An 18,302-nucleotide genomic window follows, 5' to 3' on the forward strand; every position below is an offset into this window, starting at 1 on the left:
ATTAACGCTGACCGGAATACCTAGCAAATTCAAAACTGATTCCAGGTAAATACTACGTCATGTTCTAATGCAACAAACAGTGCGCATACTGAGTAGCTCGCTGCATCAACAACTGATGAGTAGATCGTTCCGGTTCATCTGGTCCAGGACGCCGTTGGACAAACGTTCCATCTGGCTGCAACTCCCAAGCTTGGCGATTATCCGAAAGCATAATTTCCAACAACTCTCGCAGCTCCGCCACTAAAGCCGGATCCTCAATGGGAACCACCGCCTCCACCCGACGGTCCAGATTACGTTGACGCCAGTCCGCACTGCCAATCAGCACTGTAGGCTGCCCCTGGTTATGGAAATAGAAAATGCGGTCATGCTCCAGAAAGCGACCGATAATGCTGATCACATTGATGGTCTCGCTGACTCCCTTAATACCGGGTTTCAGACTACAAATTCCTCGCACAATCAGATCAATCTTCACCCCCGCCTGGGAAGCACGATACAAGGCTCGGATAATTTTGGGATCGACCAGGGAGTTCATCTTGGCGATGATGCGGCCTGAGTTACTCTGCCGCTGGTGATCAATTTCGCGATTGATCAATTCCAAGATGCGATCGCGCAAATTAACCGGAGCCACCAACAGCTTCCGATAGCTTTGATGGCGGGAGAACCCCGTCAAATAGTTAAACAGATCCGTCAGATCCGCTCCTAATTCATCGCGACAGCTCAGCAACCCTAAATCCGTGTAGAGGCGAGCAGTTTTTGGATTGTAGTTGCCCGTGCCAATATGGACATAGCGACGAATTTGCTTACTTTCTCGACGCACCACCAGGGCAATCTTGGTGTGGGTTTTGAGCCCCACTAGTCCATAGACCACATGGACGCCGACTTTCTCTAACTTTCTAGCCCAGACAATATTATTCTCTTCATCAAATCGAGCTTTTAGCTCCACCAGGGCCACCACTTGCTTGCCATTCTCCGCCGCAGCAATCAGGCTGCTGACAATGGGAGAACTGGCCAGTCCCCCGTCCGCTGCCGTCCGGTAGAGGGTCATCTTGATCGTCAAAACATTGGGGTCATGGGCGGCTTGGGTGATAAATTTTTGCACCGTCGCCGTAAACGAGTCATAGGGATGATGGACGAGAAGATCGCCACCCCGAATCACCGAAAAGATATCCGTGGGCGATTCCTTGATAGCTTTGTCTGGATGCCCATTGGCGGCGACCACAGGCATCTCCAACTGTTCCACCTTTCGTAATCGCGAGGGCACTATGGGAGTCCAGGGCGCCTGCTGCAAATGGGGGAAGGGGAGAAAGGCCAGCCCCATCAGATCACTTAGGCTGAGTAGCCCCTCGATATGATAGACATCGCTTTCATCCAGCTCCAGTTCGCGCATCAGGGTCTGACAGATAAAGTCTGGCGTTCCGGTTTGAATCTCCATGCGCACCACCGATCCAAAGCGGCGTTTGCGTAGTTCTTCCTCAATGGCCAGGAGTAAATCATCCGCTTCATCTTCTTCCAGCTCTAGGTCGGCATTCCGGGTAATCCGAAATGGGTAACAGGCCTGAATGGTCATGCCCGGAAATAGAAACTCTAGGTTTTGGGCAATCACCTGCTCAATGGGGACGCCACTCCAGCGGCAGATCGAACAATCGCAACTGTTCTCCGGTAGTTCAATAAACCGGGGCAGCATACTCGGCACTTTAACGCGAGCGAAATGTCCATCGCCTGTTTGAGTGTCTTTGACCAGCACCGCTAAACTCAGACTGAGATTGGATATATAGGGAAACGGATGGCCAGGGTCCACGGCCAATGGCGTTAAGACAGGAAAGATCTGATCTAGAAAGTACTGATGGAGAAAGGCAACTTGCTGTGGATTGAGATTGTCGTAGTCGAGCAGGCAAATATTCTCTTTCGCCAGCTCAGGTTTGAGGAATTCCGTGAAGTATTGATGTTGTTGCTGAATTTCAGGTTTTAATTCCCGGTGAATGGCGCCGAGTTGAGCTTGGGCCGTTAATCCGTCTAGGGAACGCTGGGTGACCTGAGCAGCAATTTGCTGCTTTAAGCCCGAGACGCGCACCATAAAATACTCATCTAAGTTTGAGCTATAAATAGCCATAAACTTGAGCCGCTCTAACAGCAACGTGCGCTCATCAAAAGCTTCATGTAAAACTCGTTGATTGAACTTCAGCCAGCTAATTTCACGATTGAGATAATAGGCTGGGTCTCGCAGATTAATCTCTTGCGGGGGGGCTGTTGGGGCCTTTGGTGGTGGGGCAGGTGCAGAATCTACCCTCTTGGCCTGAAGCGCTGCCATAATGCGATCCGCCTCTGCCTGACTCACCGAGCTGCTGGGCGTGGTGGCCTCGATATGTAAGCTATGACTGAGGGCAAGCACTTCTTTGGAGCTTAGCTGCAGCTCCCGTGCCAAGGTATAAATTCGAATGCTATCTGAACCCATGGGTTTGTATTTATCTGGAGTGATCTAAGGCAGGGAACGGGGGTTTGGAGAAGAAGCGCTTAGAGCTTAATTTTGCTGGGCGTAGGTAAACGATACGTTAAGCATGAACACTCCGTTGCAGCTATCGTTACATAGGTTTATCGCTTACCCGATATCGATAGGAGGTTAGACCTCGGACCCAAGATGATTGATCTGGGCGGACTGAAGGCTGAACTTTCGATGATGGATCAGTCATTTTCAATCCTAATAGATGTTAGAGGTTGTGGTCGGTATTTAGGGAGCTGTTGCTGGTGGAGCAAGCCTTTTTGCCCCATCACAGATCCAATTTTTTTGAATATTTTCTGACAAAGGTAAAGATTATTAGTGCGGGTCTTAATATGCCGATGTTATATTTAAATCTCTGCTGGGGGTATTCACTGATGACAGTGCTTTTATTTGAACGTACTGTTCATACTTTTTTCGCTACGAACGACTCAACAGCAGGTGCAACATCGTGGTCCTTACCCAACCGAATTTAGCCATGTCCTCTCACAACTCTGATGACTCACTTTCAGATAGTGAACTCATTCAAACCTTTGTAGAAGGGTTTGTTCAAGGTCGGCCTGTTTTATTATCTAACGCCAATCTGCGTACTGAGCCGTTGTTTGACAGCATGCAGCTAATTGACAATAAAGAAGGCCTGATTTCGACGGCGAACCTCAAGCAAGCTCCTATCTCGGCAAAGATTCGTCCCGTATCGGCCTATTGGGGTGTCCTCCATGACGCCATGATGGATCAGAGCTTTTATCCCCTCGCCAAAAGCGATATGAGCGATTGCTATATTTATCGCTATTGTGCACCTTCCAACGACTATGAAATGCAATGCACGACGGCCCGAGAGCTGTGGCGGGTGTGCTGGGGGCGGGGCTATAGCGTCCGGTCCGGTATTCCTTTGGACTTGATGATCTGGGGGCATGGTCCCACCAGCCATCGAGAAAAATGGCATGCCCTGCGCAATATGGAATGTGAAAATGGCCAATTAGCTATCAAGATTCTTGGAGGCACCATCCGGGTGGATGGGGAAGATTTAGTGGTCTGGGCGCGTAAAAATGCCAATACCCGGCTATCTTCCGTTAATCGACAAGACCGTGATGGCCAGAGTCCTTTGCGGGCAGGCATGCGGGGCTATCTTCGGTTGAACAACTGATCCATCGAGCCATCATGGCTCAAAGGTAACAGAACAGACAGGGGCATCTTCAACGCCAGCTTGCAGCTTGTACAGAGCAGACCTACTGGGCCTGCTCTTGCATTAGCTGTTGGATTTGGGGGTTGTAGAGCCTGAGATAATTCCAATAGTTCTCAGAGACGGATTTGACATAGTTTTTCGTCTCTGGGAAGGGGATCTCTTCGACAAAGACATCGACATCCGTCACCGAAGTCTGTTTAACCCACCGATCTACATTACCAGGGCCAGCATTATAGCTTGCGATCGCAAGCATGGAATTGTCGTTATAGTTGCGGTGGGTATAGTCCAGGTACCAGGTGCCGAGATTGATATTGTCGTCAATGCCGTCGATTTGATAGTCTTTGAGACCTGCTTTTTCACTCACCCATTCAGCGGTTTCTGGCAGCACCTGCATCAGCCCTACGGCTCCCGCGACGGAGCGAATTTTGGGCTGAAACCGTGATTCCTGACGCATCAGGCTTAACACCAGAAACGGATTCAGATTGCGCTGGTTGGACCATTTGCGAATGGGGGTGAAGTAGGCCAAGGGAAATAGGGCCTGTTCAAACCCCGGATGGTCTTGCCACTGTTCGACTAGCTTTTCGGGATCGTTTTCCTCCCGTGCCCGCATTTCCAGATTGGCCAGCATATAAATGCCGTCTAGGTATTCCTGAACCCCGAGGCGCAATAAGCCATCCGTGAGCTGTTCCGATAAGCTAGGCTGCTGGCGATTGCGAAACTCCCATTGCCAGCGTGCCCAGGCCGTTTTGCTTTGTCCGAGCTGGTATAGCTCTTTCAGAGCTGGGGATCCGGCGGCCAAAGGCAGTTGCGTACTGGGAAACCGAATTTGGGGTTGGAAGGAACGGATGGACGTAAAATCGCCAACGTTCCAGCCCGATAGTACAGCCGCTCGCCAGGCATAGTAGGAATCAGGATAGGTTTGCCAGAGGGTTTGAAAGGCTGCTTGCCGCTCTTCTGCCGTGGAGGCCCATTTCCCGGCCCAGAACACGGCAGTTGCGGCCTGGGGGCTATTGGGGTTTTGCTTTTGGATTTCCAGGGCCAACTTGCGGGCACCAGCCAGATTCCCTGCCTTTCGCTGCTGCTCTGCCTGCTGCCATCGCAGAGTCGCTGCATCGTTTGAATCGGAAAACTGTTGCAGCAACGTTTTCTCAAAGGTGGAAGATAGCTGTTTGGCCTTCTTTAACCGCTGAATTCGCTCCCCGAGGATTTGGGCAGCTAAGGTGGGCTGCTGGTCTTTACTTAGTTGAAAGGCGCGGTCATAGTGCTGGGCTGCTTTGCCCAAGTCTGGTTCTAGACTGGCGAGCTTGCTCAAGGCCAGGGGCGTTTCTTTGGCCTGAGGATAGGCCGCGATCATTTTTTGATAGGCAGCCCTCGCTTGTTTCTTTTCTCCCCCGAGCTGCAAGCCCCGTGCACCTCGATAAGCCGTTTGGGACGTCTGGGGGGCTTGGGCATAGGCCAGTGCCCCCTCCTTATACAGTTGTTTTTCCCAGTATCCAAAGGCGATAATTTGCCAATCAGCAGGTTTGAGCTGGCCTTTGAATTCCTTCGTCAGCTGGGTTAAGTAATCTCCATAATTGGTTAAAAATAAACCATGCTCTGCAATGAGCATCAGTAGCGGTAACTGCTTGGGCTTTTTCTTTAACTGCTCTACAGCAATCTTCACCGTCTTAGGATGGGCGGGGAAATCGGCGATAGCTTGCTGCCAGAGTTCAGGCTTTTGCTGGCCGAGTACAAATAAAGCTTCTGCTGCAGCGGGTTCTTGGGGATAGTCGGCAATAATGCGCTGCCAGGTCTTGGTGGCTTGCTCTGTCTGCCCCGCTAGGGTTTGGGCCTCAGCCTGGAGAACGGCGATATGGCTCCCTAATAGAGGGTAACGCGCTTCCAGCCCCTCTAACCACTGCAGGGCTTCTGCCCCTTGGCCCAGGTTAATGAGGTCCGCAGTTAACACATACCGGGCCTGATTCTGTTCTTGGGCAGTGCCCTGCTGGGCCAGCTGTTTAAGAGGCTCTATCCGCTGTTGGGCAGGGAGAGGCCGTAATGCCACTAGGGCAGAATTGACGGTTGAAACCTGTAGCGATGGTAAGGGCTGATCCGTGGATTCCAGCTTCGGTTTCAGAAATAGCCAGGCTAACCCTAATACGAGGGCACTGCTGAGTCCCATGGAGATGATCCAGGGGGCTAAGCGCTTCAAAAAATTGGGAGAACTGCCCATGGGTTTGAAAAAGGTTAAAAAATAGGAAAACTCATTGCATTCTAGAAAATAATTCGAGAACCCGTAATGGGTCCGTTGCGTTTAATGACTCATCCTTCAAGGGTGAGAGTTAACCGACTACTATGGAAATGAATGCAGCTCTAGTTTAAGCTGAGGAGCCCCCTAGTGAATCTGAATCAATCTCAGCGTTTTTCTGCTGGCTTATCTGTGATTCGGTCTTGGTTGACCATTGCGATTGTTGTGGTCTTGTTCGGATCGATTGGCTTGGGCTGGGTGCTCAAATCGTTACTGGTCTTATTTGGTTTAATCCTGGTGACACCCGTGGTCCTGTTTGTGGGGCTGCGCTGGTGGTTGGGCCGCAACTTAATCCAGGGGACCTGTCCCTCCTGTGGCAACCCGCTAACGGGACTTAAAAACACCCAGACCACCTGCCCCTTTTGTGGCCAATCCGTTGTCGTCGAAAACGCTAACTTTCAACGTCCCACGGAGCCAGGCACCATTGATGTCCAGGCGGTAGATGTCACCAGTCAAACCATTGAGTAGCCCCAAGCGGAGCTAGGGGACGAAGCGTGGATCGCTACTTTGACAGATTACCGTGGTGGGATCGAGGTTAATCAGGGCTTCGTTAGAAAAGTCGATAGCCCAAGCCCTGCGGGTGGTTAACGCTTTTGAGTCTTCCCGAACAATGGCAAAAATGGCCTGTCGGTCCTGGTCCGTTTGCTGGCAGCCTTGACTCAGGGCAAGTTCATCCTGGTGCAGTTTTGACAGGGGTTTGATTTGGACAATTTTCCAGACGGCCTTTTGGTTTTTGGTGTAGCGGACAAGTCGTTGCAAGAAAAAGTACGATCCTTCTTTGCGATCGCACACGACGCTGCCGTATTCATATAGCCCTTGCTTCCCCAATAGAGCATCGGCATAGCCGGGGCAAAATTCAGCCGGAAGTTCTGTATATTCTTTCCCTTGCCAGGCATGGGTACACGCCTGGGCTGGTGATAGTCCCAATGTCAATAGACTCAGGATTCCGATTTGGCAACATTGCCGCACTCTGGGCAATGGAGGTAACCCATGGGCGAACCATGGGTTTAGCCTAAACATCGATTGATGAATCATGTCTTTTTTATGCAAATCACCCGTTTATGACCAACTGTTTAATTCAATGTTGAGATACCCTTGCAGTCAAAACATTACTGGTCATAGCTCCTGGAGTCAAAGTTCTTTGGCACAAGAGATCGCTTTTTACCTAAATCAGGGAAAACTAGGTATAGGGATGATTTCAGAGTTTTAGCTTTATTCTGTCGGCGAAAAATTTCAATCATACCCATCTGTTCCCTTAACTCAACGACGGCTTCAGATTGTCAAGGACTCGGTTGAATACCGGGAATGGACCTGTTTGCGCCATTTCATCAGCTTATTCGTCCTCTCTCTGCAAGAATTCCCCCCTAGGAGCAATTAGTGATCATGCGGCGCCATCAAGACAAAATTAGAGTGGGTGAAGTCCTACTGCAAAAAGGGCTAATCAGTTCAGCCCAATTGCGTGATGCGTTAGCCACTCAACGAACCAGCCATCAAAGACTGGGCGAAATTCTGGTTCAGCAGGGAGTGGTTACTCCCAAGCAAGTCCGCCAAGCTCTAAATGAGCAACGTTGGCGCAATGTGATTGCCACCTGCGTGTTAACCGCTAGTACGCTGCTCCCTAGCTTGCCCAAAGTCATGGCTCAACTACCAGAAGTGACCGATCAGCGTCGCCACAAGGAGCCGCTATTTTCCCATAATGATATTGGCGGTGGAGAACCCGCCACAGGTGGCTCTCGGTTTACCCCTTCATCCTCCGAAATTTACTATCCAGCCTTTGTGGATGCACCATTGGCTAAGCAAGCTTCCGTAGACTCCCCCCTCAAAGGATTTTGTCATCCCCTGAATGGTCAGGGTTGGTTGAGTCAGGGGATTCGGGGCAGAACCCACCGAGGCCGGATGGAATATGCCTATGATTTAGCCACCAGTATCGGCACCCCGGTCTATGCCATGCGGGCGGGGAAGGTGATTGCCGTTCAGGATAAATACCCCGATACCGGGGGCGGCAAGGAAAATATTTCTCGCTTCAATTATGTTTGGATTGAGCATGATGAAGGGTATCGCTCGGTCTATGTGCATCTGCAGCAAGGCTTCCGCAGCAAAGTCTCCATCAAGTCAGGGGACCGTGTGAAGGCAGGACAGCTGATTGGCTATAGCGGTAATTCCGGCTGGAGTACGGGACCGCACCTCCATGTCGAAGTGCAGAAGCCCCATAAGAAACGTAAGTTTACAAAAACAGTCCCCTTTAAGATTGCAGGGGCTTGTAATACTAGCCCCCTCGCTCGAACGGCCCAATAGATGGATTGATAGGGAAATTCTCCCCAGTCGGGTCAGATGTGTTTATTATTAACTCTGAATTGGCTGGGAATGACGCATCCTCCTCTCTGTCACTGTCCTTATGAACCCCTTTAGTCTTTGGCAACGGTACCAACTGGCCCAACGCCCTGAGCTGTGGTTGGGAGCTATTGCGGTGGGTTTAGCGCTTCTCAACTTGAGCTTGGCGTGGATACACACCCGGAATGCCGATTTGGTCGCCATTATGGGTCTCTGTTGGGCCATTGTTTCCTATTCGGTTTGGACGCGACGCCAGGGTTTGCCCTTGCGCAGCGAACCCTATTCAACGGCTGCTGGATGTCTACTGATTGCTTGGGCTTGGTATAAAAGTTGGGTGATGCCTGACTACGATCCTTTTGTGCGGATTCAGCCTTTTCTCTTTTGCTTGGGGTTGGGGCTATTGGCCTCCAGTGCCAAGCGCTTGGGCACCTATCGCAGAGAGCTGGGGGTTTTGTTGGTCTTAGCCCTACCCGAAGGGATTTTGGCCCAATGGACCGATCAAATCATCAACATTAGTGAAGTGGCAGCCCAATCCACAACGGCAATGCTCTGGTACGTAGGGGTGGAGGTGAAGCGCCAGGGGGTGTTTGTGCTCCTGCCTGGAGGCGGCATTGAGGTCTATCGAGGCTGCTCGGGGCTTAAGGCGATGCTGGAACTCCTGAGACTATCCCTTATCTTTCTGGTGATGGTGCCCACTCGCGGGTGGGAGAAGCTGGTGGTGCCTTGTGTGGGCGTGGGCTTAGCCTATGGGGTGAATGTGATTCGCTTAAGCGTGATGACCCTGTTGGCCGCATCCGACTATCAAGAGGCTTTTCACTATTGGCATGAAGGGGAAGGATCCAATATCTTTCCCGTGTTAGCCATGCTGATCTTTGCCGGCTTTTGTGTTTTCCTTTTACAGCGCAAGGATACGGCTCAAGCAAACCGTTCCCCTCTCCCGCCAGCGACACTGCCTCGATGGCGATTGCTGACCGTTGCATCCATGCTAGCGGGCACGTTAGCGATCCAAGCCGGAATTCTGTGGAAAGCACTGACTCTGGATCGCCAACCCTTTCTATTTCCCCAACAGGTGCCCCTGAGGCAGGCAACCCTAAATCGCAGTCAGTCCCGTCCAGGGCAAAAGGGCAATGCCTACTCCGAAATCTTGGCTCAGCACCAATATCAATATCAATTTCAAGGCCAAACGCTTCAAGTTGATATGAGCTATGTAACCGGTACCACGGGAGATTTACTCCGCTTTCTTGAGAGTTATCCCATTGCGGATCAAGTCCTCAAGCCACTGCCTAAACAACAGGTACGTCAGCAAGGCGCCCACTACTATGCCGTCTATACCTATGGAGATCGAGCGTACTTGAGTGCCTGTTTGGATCCAGGAGGATTCGCCACGGTTGAAGAAGGGCATTTTATCCACAATTGGAATAGCCATTGGTATCTGCTAGGCCGAGACTATATTGACGATCGCTGTCTTTGGACGCATCTGTCGATGCCCTTGAATCAGCAGCCCCCTCAGCAAGTTTTCTCTATTTTGGAATCAAATTGGTTATCCTGGCATGAATGGTGGCGAAATCGCATGCCTAACCTGAGTCTTTAGCAAGTGAGGTGGCTTATCTGTCCTGTACTGTACGAGAACTGATTATCCATGGCAAAACAACAACCTGCTGCATCGACGTCTGCACCGCCCAGTAAGAATCAGTGGCTGTCTACCTTTGTATTGCGGATCGCGGGCTATGGTCTGCTGCTATTGACCTTAGTGGATACCTTGGCTCTTCTGATTCCGCCCCAGCTGCAAGATCCAGCCTGGGAATTAGAAACCATTGGTAGCTTGGTTGAGCGGTCTCCCGTGCCGCTGATTGGGTTTGCCCTGGTTATCTCTGGGGGGCGTCGATTCCGCCAGTCCCTGGATCGGTTCTGCTTTCAGGTGATACCTGGTTTAGCCATCATTATTGGCGTGATTTACTGTCTGATGATTCCTTTAGGAATTTCCGATAGCCTCCGCTTAGGGAGACAGAACCAGACCACGAGCGCAGCCTTGGTGAAACAAGCGGCAGACATTAAAAATCTGGAGCAGCGATTGAGTGAGGCCCCGGCGGCGGAAGTGGCGGAATGGGCACAAAAATTTCAGCCGCAGTTGACGGAAGGGCGGGATCAAGAAACGATTAAAGCGGGTGTCTTAGGGCAACTCAAATCGAATTTGGCTAGCTTGCAAAGCCAGATCAATCGAGCGTCTGGGCAACCGGCTCAACTCCGCAAACAGACGATTAAATGGTTAGTTGGCGCTTTGATTGCGGGGCTGTCTTTTCTTTATATTGGCAATACGGCTCGTAAATTTCCCAATGTGAGAACGAGGTAAGGGTGTTAACCCCCACGGATCAATCCTGTTTACACCAACGAAGACACCAGCTAGGACAGCAGTTTGAGGGCCAAGCACTGCTCTGGTCTGGCGTTGCCCCTTCCCGAAACTTTGCTGCCAATCAGTTTCCCTTTCGTGCCAGCAGTCATTTTTTGTACTTGGCTGGATTGCCCCTACAAAATGCGGTGATTGGCCTAGAGGCGGGTCAGCTGACCTTATTTTGGGATGAGCCCCACCCCGACACCGCCCTATGGCATGGTCCGAGTTTAAGTCGAGCCGAAATCGCGGATCAGATCGGGGCTGAGACTCACTTACCTCTCTCTGCGGTCTCCAGCTGGGCAAGCCATGCAGCCACCTTGCCTGTCCCCTCATCAGCGACCCATCAACAGCAAATCGAGTGGCTAGGACGCCCTGTTCCGCCGATTCAAGGGAGTCAGGATCAGGAGAGCAACCGAGATCATCATCTAGCGAATGCCCTCATTCAATTGCGGCTACAGCAGGATGAGTTTGCTCTGGCTCAGCTACGGCAGGCGGCCGAAATTACGGTGGCAGCTCATTTGCGTGGGATGAGGTCAACCCTTAATCACACCTCTGAAGCAGCGATTCGAGCCGAAATTGAATCCGTGATGATGGCCCACCAATGCCCGACGGCCTATGCCAGCATTGTCACAGTTCACGGCGAAGTCCTTCATAACGATGCTTATCCCCATGCCTTGGCACCGGGCGATTTGCTGTTAGTGGATGCTGGGGCAGAAACGCCCTTGGGCTGGGCTGCCGATGTCACTCGAACATGGCCAGTATCAGGACAATTCTCGGCCACCCAGCGCGATCTGTATGACCTGGTCCTGGCGGCTCATGATGCTTGTATTGCCGCCATCCAACCGGGGGTAGAATTTCGCGATCTGCATCTGTTGGCGGCTCAGACCATTGCCTCGGGTCTGGTCGATATCGGTATTCTCAAGGGCCAGCCGGAAGCCCTGGTAGAACGAGATGCCCATGCGCTGTTTTTCCCCCATGGGATTGGTCACCTACTAGGGTTGGATGTGCACGACATGGAAGATTTAGGAGACTTGGCAGGTTATGCACCGGGGAGACAGAGATGCGATCGCAGGGGGTTACGCTATCTACGTTTAGATCGGCCCTTGCGCCCCCAGATGCTGGTTACCATTGAACCCGGCTTTTACCAAATTCCCGCCCTGCTCCAGAACCCTGACCTCCGCCAGCAGTATGGAGATTGTGTCAATTGGGATCGACTGGCTCAATTTGAAGATGTCCGAGGGATTCGCATTGAAGACGATGTTTTGGTAACACCAGAGGGATGCCAGGTCTTAACGTCCGCTTTACCCACCCAAGCCCCTGAAGTGGAAGCCTATGTACAAGGCTCAACGGCTTAATCCATAAGACTTTACCCGCACTTCCTTCACTGTCGGATGAGTGGTTCTCGTAGAAAGCAGTTCTAAACATTCCGACTTCCTGGTACTTTGAGAAGAAGGCCTAAAGGCCACACCGTATCCTGGAACGTCAGACTCTCTTCTGGAATGTTCCATTGCTCCTTTCGACGCAACTGTATCCATGCGAATTGCCTTTTTTACCGAAACCTTCCTGCCTAAGGTAGATGGAATCGTCACCCGCCTCTGTCATACGGTTGCCCATTTACAACAAAACGGTCACCAAGTTTTAGTCTTCTCACCCGATGGTGGTATCACGGAATATAAGGGCGCTCAAGTTCATGGGGTGTCTGCGTTTCCCCTGCCCCTCTACCCTGAACTGAAATTAGCGCTTCCTCGCCCCTCCATTGGAGATGCCCTGACTCGGTTTCAGCCCGATCTCGTCCATGTGGTCAATCCGGCGGTGCTGGGATTAGCTGGATTGTTCTTTAGCAAGATGCACCACATCCCCTTGGTGGCGTCTTACCATACCCATCTTCCCCACTATTTGAAGTACTACGGCTTGGGGATGTTTGAAGGGGTGCTGTGGGAAATGCTGAAAGCAGGCCATAATCAGGCCCTCTTAAACCTCTGTACCTCGAATGCCATGGTAGAAGAGCTGGGGGAACAGGGAATTGAACGTCTGGCCCTGTGGCAGCGCGGGGTAGATATTGATACCTTTCAACCAGAGTTAGCGTCGGCGGATATGCGGATGCTGCTCAGTCAAGGGAATCCAGATGCGCCCTTGCTTCTCTATGTGGGCCGACTCTCCGCAGAGAAAGAAATTGACCGCATCAAGTTGATCTTGGATGCCATGCCCTCGGCTCGCCTCGCCTTGGTGGGGGATGGTCCTTATCGCCAAGAGCTAGAAAAACATTTTGCGGGTACAAAGACCTATTTTGCTGGGTATATGTCTGGCAAAACCTTGGCCTCAGCCTTTGCCTCTGCTGATTGCTTTATGTTCCCCTCTCGAACCGAAACCTTAGGATTGGTGCTCCTAGAAGCCATGGCTGCGGGATGCCCTGTGGTGGCTGCTCGCTCTGGCGGCATTACCGATATTGTCGAAGATGAGGCCAACGGATATCTGTTTGACCCCAGCAGTGACCAAGACTTTATCCAAGCGACTCAGCGCTTACTTGCTAATTCCGATGAGCGGGAAACCATTCGCCGCAATGCCCGAGTAGAAGCAGAGCGGTGGGGCTGGGCGGCAGCGACTCGGCAATTGGAAGGCTATTATCAGACGGTTCTGGAGAAACAGTCCACGTCTACCGTAACGAGGGCTCCTTCTTCTGCTACGGCTTCTTCTAAGTAGCGGCGTCTACCGCTCCTATGTCAAAATAATTATCTGCAAATAGGTAACCCGCTATGTTTGAAGCCCTATCAGATCGGCTTGAATCTGCCTGGAAAACCCTCCGGGGTCAAGACAAAATCTCGGAGTCGAACATTCAGGACGCCCTACGAGAAGTCCGACGGGCGCTGCTGGAAGCCGATGTCAACTTGCAGGTTGTCAAAGATTTTATCGAAGAAGTACGGGAGTCGGCCTTAGGGGCCGAGGTGATCACGGGGGTGCAGCCGGATCAGCAATTTATCAAGATTGTCCATGATCAGCTGGTCGAGATTATGGGGGCAACCAATGAGCCCTTAGCGGAGTCCAACAAGCCGCCCACCGTGATTTTGATGGCGGGTTTGCAGGGTACTGGTAAAACCACGGCAACGGCTAAACTTGCCCTGCATTTGCGCAAACAGGAGCAGACGTCTCTCCTGGTGGCCACGGATATCTATCGGCCAGCGGCCATCGACCAGTTGGTGACTTTGGGTGAACAGATTGATGTCCCGGTTTTTCAGTTAGGGACGGATGCCAACCCGGTCGAAATTGCCCGCCAAGGTCTGGCGGCAGCCCGGGAGCAAAATGTAGATACGGTGATTGTGGATACGGCTGGTCGTCTGCAAATTGACCCCGAAATGATGTCTGAGCTGGCGGACATTAAAAAAGCCATCAAACCAGACGAGACCTTACTGGTCGTCGATGCCATGACGGGTCAGGAAGCGGCCAATCTGACCCAGACCTTCCACGACCAGATCGGCATTACTGGAGCCATTCTGACCAAGATGGATGGCGACACTCGTGGGGGTGCAGCCCTCTCGATTCGTCAAATTTCCGGTAAGCCCATTAAATTTGTGGGGGTTGGGGAAAAAGTTGAGGCATTACAGCCTTTCTATCCGGATCGCATGGCATCCCGCATTTTAGGGATGGGGGATGTGCTGACGCTGGTGGAAAAAGCTCAGGAAGAGTTTGACATCGCCGATGCGGAGAAGATGCAGAAGAAGATCATGGAGGCTCAGTTTGACTTCACTGATTTTCTCAAGCAAATGCGATTGCTCAAGAATATGGGCTCTCTCGGTGGGGTGATGAAGCTCATCCCCGGCATGAATAAGATCTCCAACTCTCAGCTCCAGGAAGGGGAAACCAAACTGAAGCAGACGGAAGCAATGATCAACTCCATGACCAAGGAGGAGCGCAAAAATCCCCAGTTACTCTCTAACTCCCCTAGCCGTCGTCGCCGAATCGCCAAGGGGTCTGGCTATACGCAAAATGATGTCGGTAAGTTAGTGACGGAATTCCAGCGGATGCGATCGATGATGCAGCAGATGGGGCAAGGACAAATGCCCGGCATGTCTCCTGCGGGAGGAGGCAATCCGATGATGGGCGGTGGCCGACCTAGTCGCGGTGGCTGGCGTGGCGGGATAGGCAAGAAGAAGAAAAATAAAAAGAGAAAAGGATTTGGTGATTTGTAAGCGATCGCAAATCTGCATTGCATCTGCGTAAGTCGCTAACGCACCCTGCTGATATGTCCCAATTCCTGTGCGTTAGGTTGGTTTGGGCGTGGAGAGGCCGTTTATAGGGTTAAAGCAAAATGATTAAACGTCTGATCCAGCTGATAGCCCAGGGACTCATACAGGGCTTGAGCTGCAGTATTGGTCTTTTCAGTAGCTAATACTAAGCGTATCGCTCCGGTCTCTCGGCCATAATTGGCGGCTGTCTGCATCAATTGGGTGGCAATACCTTGCTGGCGATGGGAAGGGAGCACAAATAAGTCGTTTAAAATCCATACCCGCCCCATTGAGACGGAAGAAAAACTGGGGTAAAGCTGGGTGAACCCAACGCCACTGTCTTCATCTATGGCGAGGAAGATGGTGGAATCTTGATTGCGAAATCGGTCAGCGATAAACTCCTCGGCTGCATGGACATTGGAAAGCTGGTGATAAAACACTCGATAGTGGTCAAATAACATGGCCACATCAGCAAGATGGTCTGTATTGGCTAACACGATATTCATATGAAGAGACTCGTATCAGCTATTTTGTAAAGCCTTGTTCTAAGAGGATTCTAGCAATTTTAGCTTTGTGGGCTGCTTCCCATTCTTCGAGGGATTGAGATGCATCTTTGACGGTTCTTTTGTAGGTGATCTCGTAAACATGGGCTTGGTCAGCCACTGGAATAACGGCTATTCCCTCTTCGTCCGCAACGATAATATCTTGAGGATGAACGTGTACCCCGCCACAATGAATCGGTTTGCCCAGGGTTCCCAAGGTTTGTTTGACGCCGGGGATGGGACTGACCCCTCTTGCAAAAACAGGGAATTGGGCTGCTCGAACTTCAGCGATATCTCGGATCACACCATCAACGACAAAACCAGCAATCTGCCTCCTTTGGGCAATAGCACAGACATTCCCGCCTGAAACGGCATAGTCTACATTGCCGGCTTCGACGACGATGACGCTCCCCGCTGGGGCACGGTATATTGCGGCATGGAGCATCAAGTTGTCTCCAGGTGGACAGCGTACGGTGTAGGCGGGTCCTGCAATTCTCGGCATTTGAGGCCAAAGTTCTTTAATGCCAATGTCCATAAACTGCTCGCGGCCTAAGGCATCTGCATAGGCTGTTGGCGATAGTTTCCTAAGTTCAGTGTAATCAGGCATGTCTCGTTTCATTCAAGTGTGCTTGAAGTCGTGGAAATGGGTACTCTAATTGCAGTTAGGCATTGCTCCAATAAGGCTTCTCCCCTTCTTTAGGTTGTGCGCTACTTTCTACAACCATGAATCTAACTTCCAGGCCGACAATCGGTCTTTACCCGATATTCATACCAATCTCTTGTGCGCTAAGCACCGCAAAAGATTGAGAGCTTGTTATAGTTAAACGGCTTTGTAATACTTTCAGGATATTAAATCAGACATGAGGCAGTTTTCGCCCTTGACCATTATTTCTTACATCATTGGCCCCATTCTGATTATCGTTAGTCATATTGGATCATTATTACTCTTCAATACGGGATTATCTTTTGGTGCCCTGGCATGGATCGTATTTTTATATCTGATCCGTATGTTAGCTACCACTGGTATTTATCATCGGCTCTTAACCCATAAAAGTTATCAAGCGCCAGCCCCTGTTCTATGGATTGGTTGTGTTGTCGCAGCGGCGGCAGGACAAATGGGGCCGAGTTGGTGGAAAGCACACCACCTTACCCACCATAAACATACGGATCAACCGCAAGATCCTCATTCTCCTTATTCCCCAGTCCAGAAGGTTGGGGGGGTTTATTGGTCTCAAGGGGGGTGGCTTTTATCTTCTACGTTTTTGCCTGATCAGTTACCGAAAGATGTTGAAAGTGACGTAGTATTACGAGTCCTGGATCGTCTCCACTTTTTACCTGTTCTAGCCTTGGCCGCACTGTCCTATGGAATAGGAGGTATAGAATATTTGGGTGCATTTTTCCTCAGTACAACATTGCTATTTCATGGTGTTCAAACTGTGAATTCTCTCAGCCATATTGTGGGAGAACAACCTTTCGCGACGAAGGATCATAGCCGGAATAATTGGCTAGTTGCCGTGTTGACTTTGGGAGAAGGCTGGCATAATTTACACCATGCATTTCAAACCTCTAGTCGACAGGGTATTACGATCAAAGGGGGTAAGGTTCGGTATTTGCCTGACCCCACCTTCCGCTTTATTAAAGGGCTGGAATCTTTGAAGTTAGCCTCTAAACTCAGAGTGCCAACGGAAACCACTTTGTTGGCTCGCGCCAAGCTTGTAGGCGAGCCTACAAGCTTGGCAGCCATCGTAGAGAGTCCAGCGCATTCCTAGGGGATGTTAATAGGCGTACTGGTGCTGTACCCTTGTCGTTTCTGATTATTGATGACTACTATTGGGTATGGCAGGTTGCCTTGAAAAAGGTTGGAAATACTGCTCCATAAGCATCGCTGACGTCAATGTCTAGACTTTTTAGGAATATTGAATGGATGAGAGCTATCCAGCTTTCTAGAAGAGTCCAAAAGCAATGACTCTGAACCGCTTTGATCGAGCATGGATTCAGTGTCGCTTAAAGTCACTAATGGCGGATGGCAAGCCCCTGGAGGATGCTATACGAATCGCCTTTGTGGAGGATGGCATTGGTATGATGCCACTTTGGCCAGCTGTTCAATCGGTTGCTCAAGTCAATGCACGAGAGGCGAAGCGAATTGTTATACGGGCTATTAGACATAGGTCTTAAGGCTAAACAGTTGGGTTGGTGGTCAAGCAAAACTCATGCTACTAGGCAGATGACGCTGTTCTTCATGTGTCTTTTAGTACTGTCTGGGTGCCGACCCAGCGTGGAATCTAGAGGTTCAACTGTTCCACGTAATGCAAGAGAGAAGGCTATTTTTGATTATTTCTCTGCATTGCGGGAGCAACGTTATGAGGACGCTTATCAACTCCGTACCTTGAACCTTAGCCCGTCTTCTCCTTCCCCCAAAGACTTCTTGTATTTCAAGAAACCTATCAAGAAAACCATGCGCCTTTGGCAACTCAAATTGCCGTTGGTGAGGAAGAACGGTGGTATGGAGATGGCCCCTGTGCATACATTTATACCGTTTATGCTGTTGAACCAGGACATACCACTTTAGTGAATGGTATGGTCAGTTTGCATTCAAAACCTGATCAATCTGAAGCGTGCCTTATTGGTTATAACTCTGCGTTTGGTTTTTCTCCTTAGGGACATCTCCTATAGCGATGGGGGCTGATGAATCCTCCTGTTAAAGAAGAACTGATTACCCAACTGGCAAAGCGTTTGGCTATAGAAGTTCTGTCGATTGTGCATTAGTTTGAAGCAGATCATCCTTACGATCAGATGTATGCTTTTGCATTGATAGCTCCTGCTGAAGGGACATGTATTGGTGTTGCGATCGCAACT

The 18,302-nt window shown here is 50.7% G+C and carries 16 protein-coding genes; 11 read left to right on the forward strand and 5 right to left on the reverse strand.

Annotation, left to right across the window (positions count from 1 at the left end; translation table 11 throughout):
- Positions 1-64 precede the first annotated feature (64 nt).
- The gene (gene ppk1 / locus AM1_RS18665; protein ID WP_071819954.1) at positions 65-2,452 is read right to left on the reverse strand and encodes a polyphosphate kinase 1; all 2,388 of its coding nucleotides are present in this window, start codon (positions 2,450-2,452) and stop codon (positions 65-67) included.
- Between the two features lie 493 nt (positions 2,453-2,945).
- Between ppk1 and AM1_RS18670 the strand changes: the two genes are divergently transcribed.
- A complete protein-coding gene (locus tag AM1_RS18670; protein ID WP_012164451.1) occupies positions 2,946-3,638 on the forward strand; it encodes a hypothetical protein in 693 nt (230 codons plus the stop codon).
- An 82-nt stretch (positions 3,639-3,720) separates the two neighbouring features.
- Here the strand turns inward: AM1_RS18670 and AM1_RS18675 are convergent, their stop codons facing one another.
- Positions 3,721-5,889 carry a transglycosylase SLT domain-containing protein gene (locus tag AM1_RS18675; protein ID WP_012164452.1) on the reverse strand — a complete coding sequence of 723 codons (2,169 nt, stop codon included), beginning with the start codon at positions 5,887-5,889 and terminating at the stop codon, positions 3,721-3,723.
- A 165-nt stretch (positions 5,890-6,054) separates the two neighbouring features.
- Between AM1_RS18675 and AM1_RS18680 the strand changes: the two genes are divergently transcribed.
- Positions 6,055-6,432: a hypothetical protein gene (locus AM1_RS18680; protein ID WP_010467666.1), complete on the forward strand. Its 378-nt coding sequence runs from the start codon at positions 6,055-6,057 to the stop codon at positions 6,430-6,432.
- 12 nt (positions 6,433-6,444) lie between these two features.
- Here the strand turns inward: AM1_RS18680 and AM1_RS18685 are convergent, their stop codons facing one another.
- On the reverse strand, positions 6,445-6,999 hold the full coding sequence (locus AM1_RS18685; protein WP_010467667.1) for a hypothetical protein: 555 nt from the start codon (positions 6,997-6,999) through the stop codon (positions 6,445-6,447).
- Positions 7,000-7,347: 348 nt separating this feature from the next.
- On the opposite strand from AM1_RS18685, the gene AM1_RS18690 reads away from it, so the two are divergent.
- From AM1_RS18690 to ffh, 6 genes are all read left to right on the forward strand, one after another.
- The gene (locus AM1_RS18690) at positions 7,348-8,259 is read left to right on the forward strand and encodes a M23 family metallopeptidase (protein ID WP_041659981.1); all 912 of its coding nucleotides are present in this window, start codon (positions 7,348-7,350) and stop codon (positions 8,257-8,259) included.
- A gap of 100 nt (positions 8,260-8,359) precedes the next feature.
- Positions 8,360-9,886, forward strand: a complete 1,527-nt coding sequence (gene crtA, locus AM1_RS18695) for a cyanoexosortase A (RefSeq protein WP_012164455.1) — start codon at positions 8,360-8,362, stop codon at positions 9,884-9,886.
- 48 nt (positions 9,887-9,934) lie between these two features.
- A complete protein-coding gene (hpsJ-A, locus tag AM1_RS18700; RefSeq protein ID WP_012164456.1) occupies positions 9,935-10,645 on the forward strand; it encodes an HpsJ-like protein, cyanoexosortase A-associated in 711 nt (236 codons plus the stop codon).
- A 2-nt stretch (positions 10,646-10,647) separates the two neighbouring features.
- Positions 10,648-12,039, forward strand: a complete 1,392-nt coding sequence (locus AM1_RS18705) for an aminopeptidase P family protein (protein ID WP_012164457.1) — start codon at positions 10,648-10,650, stop codon at positions 12,037-12,039.
- Positions 12,040-12,217: 178 nt separating this feature from the next.
- Positions 12,218-13,384, forward strand: coding sequence for a glycosyltransferase family 4 protein (locus AM1_RS18710; protein WP_012164458.1), 1,167 nt, complete (start codon positions 12,218-12,220; stop codon positions 13,382-13,384).
- 53 nt (positions 13,385-13,437) lie between these two features.
- Positions 13,438-14,868, forward strand: coding sequence for a signal recognition particle protein (gene ffh, locus AM1_RS18715; protein WP_012164459.1), 1,431 nt, complete (start codon positions 13,438-13,440; stop codon positions 14,866-14,868).
- A gap of 101 nt (positions 14,869-14,969) precedes the next feature.
- On the opposite strand, the gene AM1_RS18720 is transcribed toward ffh, so the two are convergent.
- Both AM1_RS18720 and AM1_RS18725 read right to left on the reverse strand, forming a co-directional pair.
- Positions 14,970-15,410, reverse strand: a complete 441-nt coding sequence (locus AM1_RS18720) for a GNAT family N-acetyltransferase (protein ID WP_012164460.1) — start codon at positions 15,408-15,410, stop codon at positions 14,970-14,972.
- Positions 15,411-15,429: 19 nt separating this feature from the next.
- Positions 15,430-16,053 carry an RraA family protein gene (locus AM1_RS18725; protein WP_012164461.1) on the reverse strand — a complete coding sequence of 208 codons (624 nt, stop codon included), beginning with the start codon at positions 16,051-16,053 and terminating at the stop codon, positions 15,430-15,432.
- A 253-nt stretch (positions 16,054-16,306) separates the two neighbouring features.
- Here AM1_RS18725 and AM1_RS18730 point away from each other — a divergent pair, with 253 nt between their 5' ends.
- The 3 genes from AM1_RS18730 (at position 16,307) to AM1_RS41085 (ending at position 18,104) form a co-directional block, all read left to right on the forward strand.
- A complete protein-coding gene (locus AM1_RS18730; protein WP_012164462.1) occupies positions 16,307-17,215 on the forward strand; it encodes an acyl-CoA desaturase in 909 nt (302 codons plus the stop codon).
- A gap of 193 nt (positions 17,216-17,408) precedes the next feature.
- Positions 17,409-17,621: a hypothetical protein gene (locus AM1_RS18735; RefSeq protein WP_041659983.1), complete on the forward strand. Its 213-nt coding sequence runs from the start codon at positions 17,409-17,411 to the stop codon at positions 17,619-17,621.
- A 288-nt stretch (positions 17,622-17,909) separates the two neighbouring features.
- Positions 17,910-18,104, forward strand: a complete 195-nt coding sequence (locus tag AM1_RS41085) for a hypothetical protein (RefSeq protein ID WP_148215765.1) — start codon at positions 17,910-17,912, stop codon at positions 18,102-18,104.
- Positions 18,105-18,302: the final 198 nt, after the last annotated feature.

Source organism: Acaryochloris marina MBIC11017 (assembly GCF_000018105.1).
Classification (GTDB): domain Bacteria; phylum Cyanobacteriota; class Cyanobacteriia; order Thermosynechococcales; family Thermosynechococcaceae; genus Acaryochloris; species Acaryochloris marina.

Bases quoted from the DNA above. Each gene is read 5' to 3' on its own strand.
- ppk1 (WP_071819954.1), bottom strand. From the start codon at position 2,452: ATGGGTTCAGATAGCATTCGAATTTATACCTTGGCACGGGAGCTGCAG.
- AM1_RS18675 (WP_012164452.1), bottom strand. From the start codon at position 5,889: ATGGGCAGTTCTCCCAATTTTTTGAAGCGCTTAGCCCCCTGGATCATC.
- AM1_RS18685 (WP_010467667.1), bottom strand. From the start codon at position 6,999: ATGATTCATCAATCGATGTTTAGGCTAAACCCATGGTTCGCCCATGGG.
- AM1_RS18690 (WP_041659981.1), top strand. From the start codon at position 7,348: ATGCGGCGCCATCAAGACAAAATTAGAGTGGGTGAAGTCCTACTGCAA.
- crtA (WP_012164455.1), top strand. From the start codon at position 8,360: ATGAACCCCTTTAGTCTTTGGCAACGGTACCAACTGGCCCAACGCCCT.
- hpsJ-A (WP_012164456.1), top strand. From the start codon at position 9,935: ATGGCAAAACAACAACCTGCTGCATCGACGTCTGCACCGCCCAGTAAG.
- AM1_RS18710 (WP_012164458.1), top strand. From the start codon at position 12,218: ATGCGAATTGCCTTTTTTACCGAAACCTTCCTGCCTAAGGTAGATGGA.
- ffh (WP_012164459.1), top strand. From the start codon at position 13,438: ATGTTTGAAGCCCTATCAGATCGGCTTGAATCTGCCTGGAAAACCCTC.
- AM1_RS18720 (WP_012164460.1), bottom strand. From the start codon at position 15,410: ATGAATATCGTGTTAGCCAATACAGACCATCTTGCTGATGTGGCCATG.
- AM1_RS18725 (WP_012164461.1), bottom strand. From the start codon at position 16,053: ATGCCTGATTACACTGAACTTAGGAAACTATCGCCAACAGCCTATGCA.
- AM1_RS18730 (WP_012164462.1), top strand. From the start codon at position 16,307: ATGAGGCAGTTTTCGCCCTTGACCATTATTTCTTACATCATTGGCCCC.
- AM1_RS18735 (WP_041659983.1), top strand. From the start codon at position 17,409: ATGACTCTGAACCGCTTTGATCGAGCATGGATTCAGTGTCGCTTAAAG.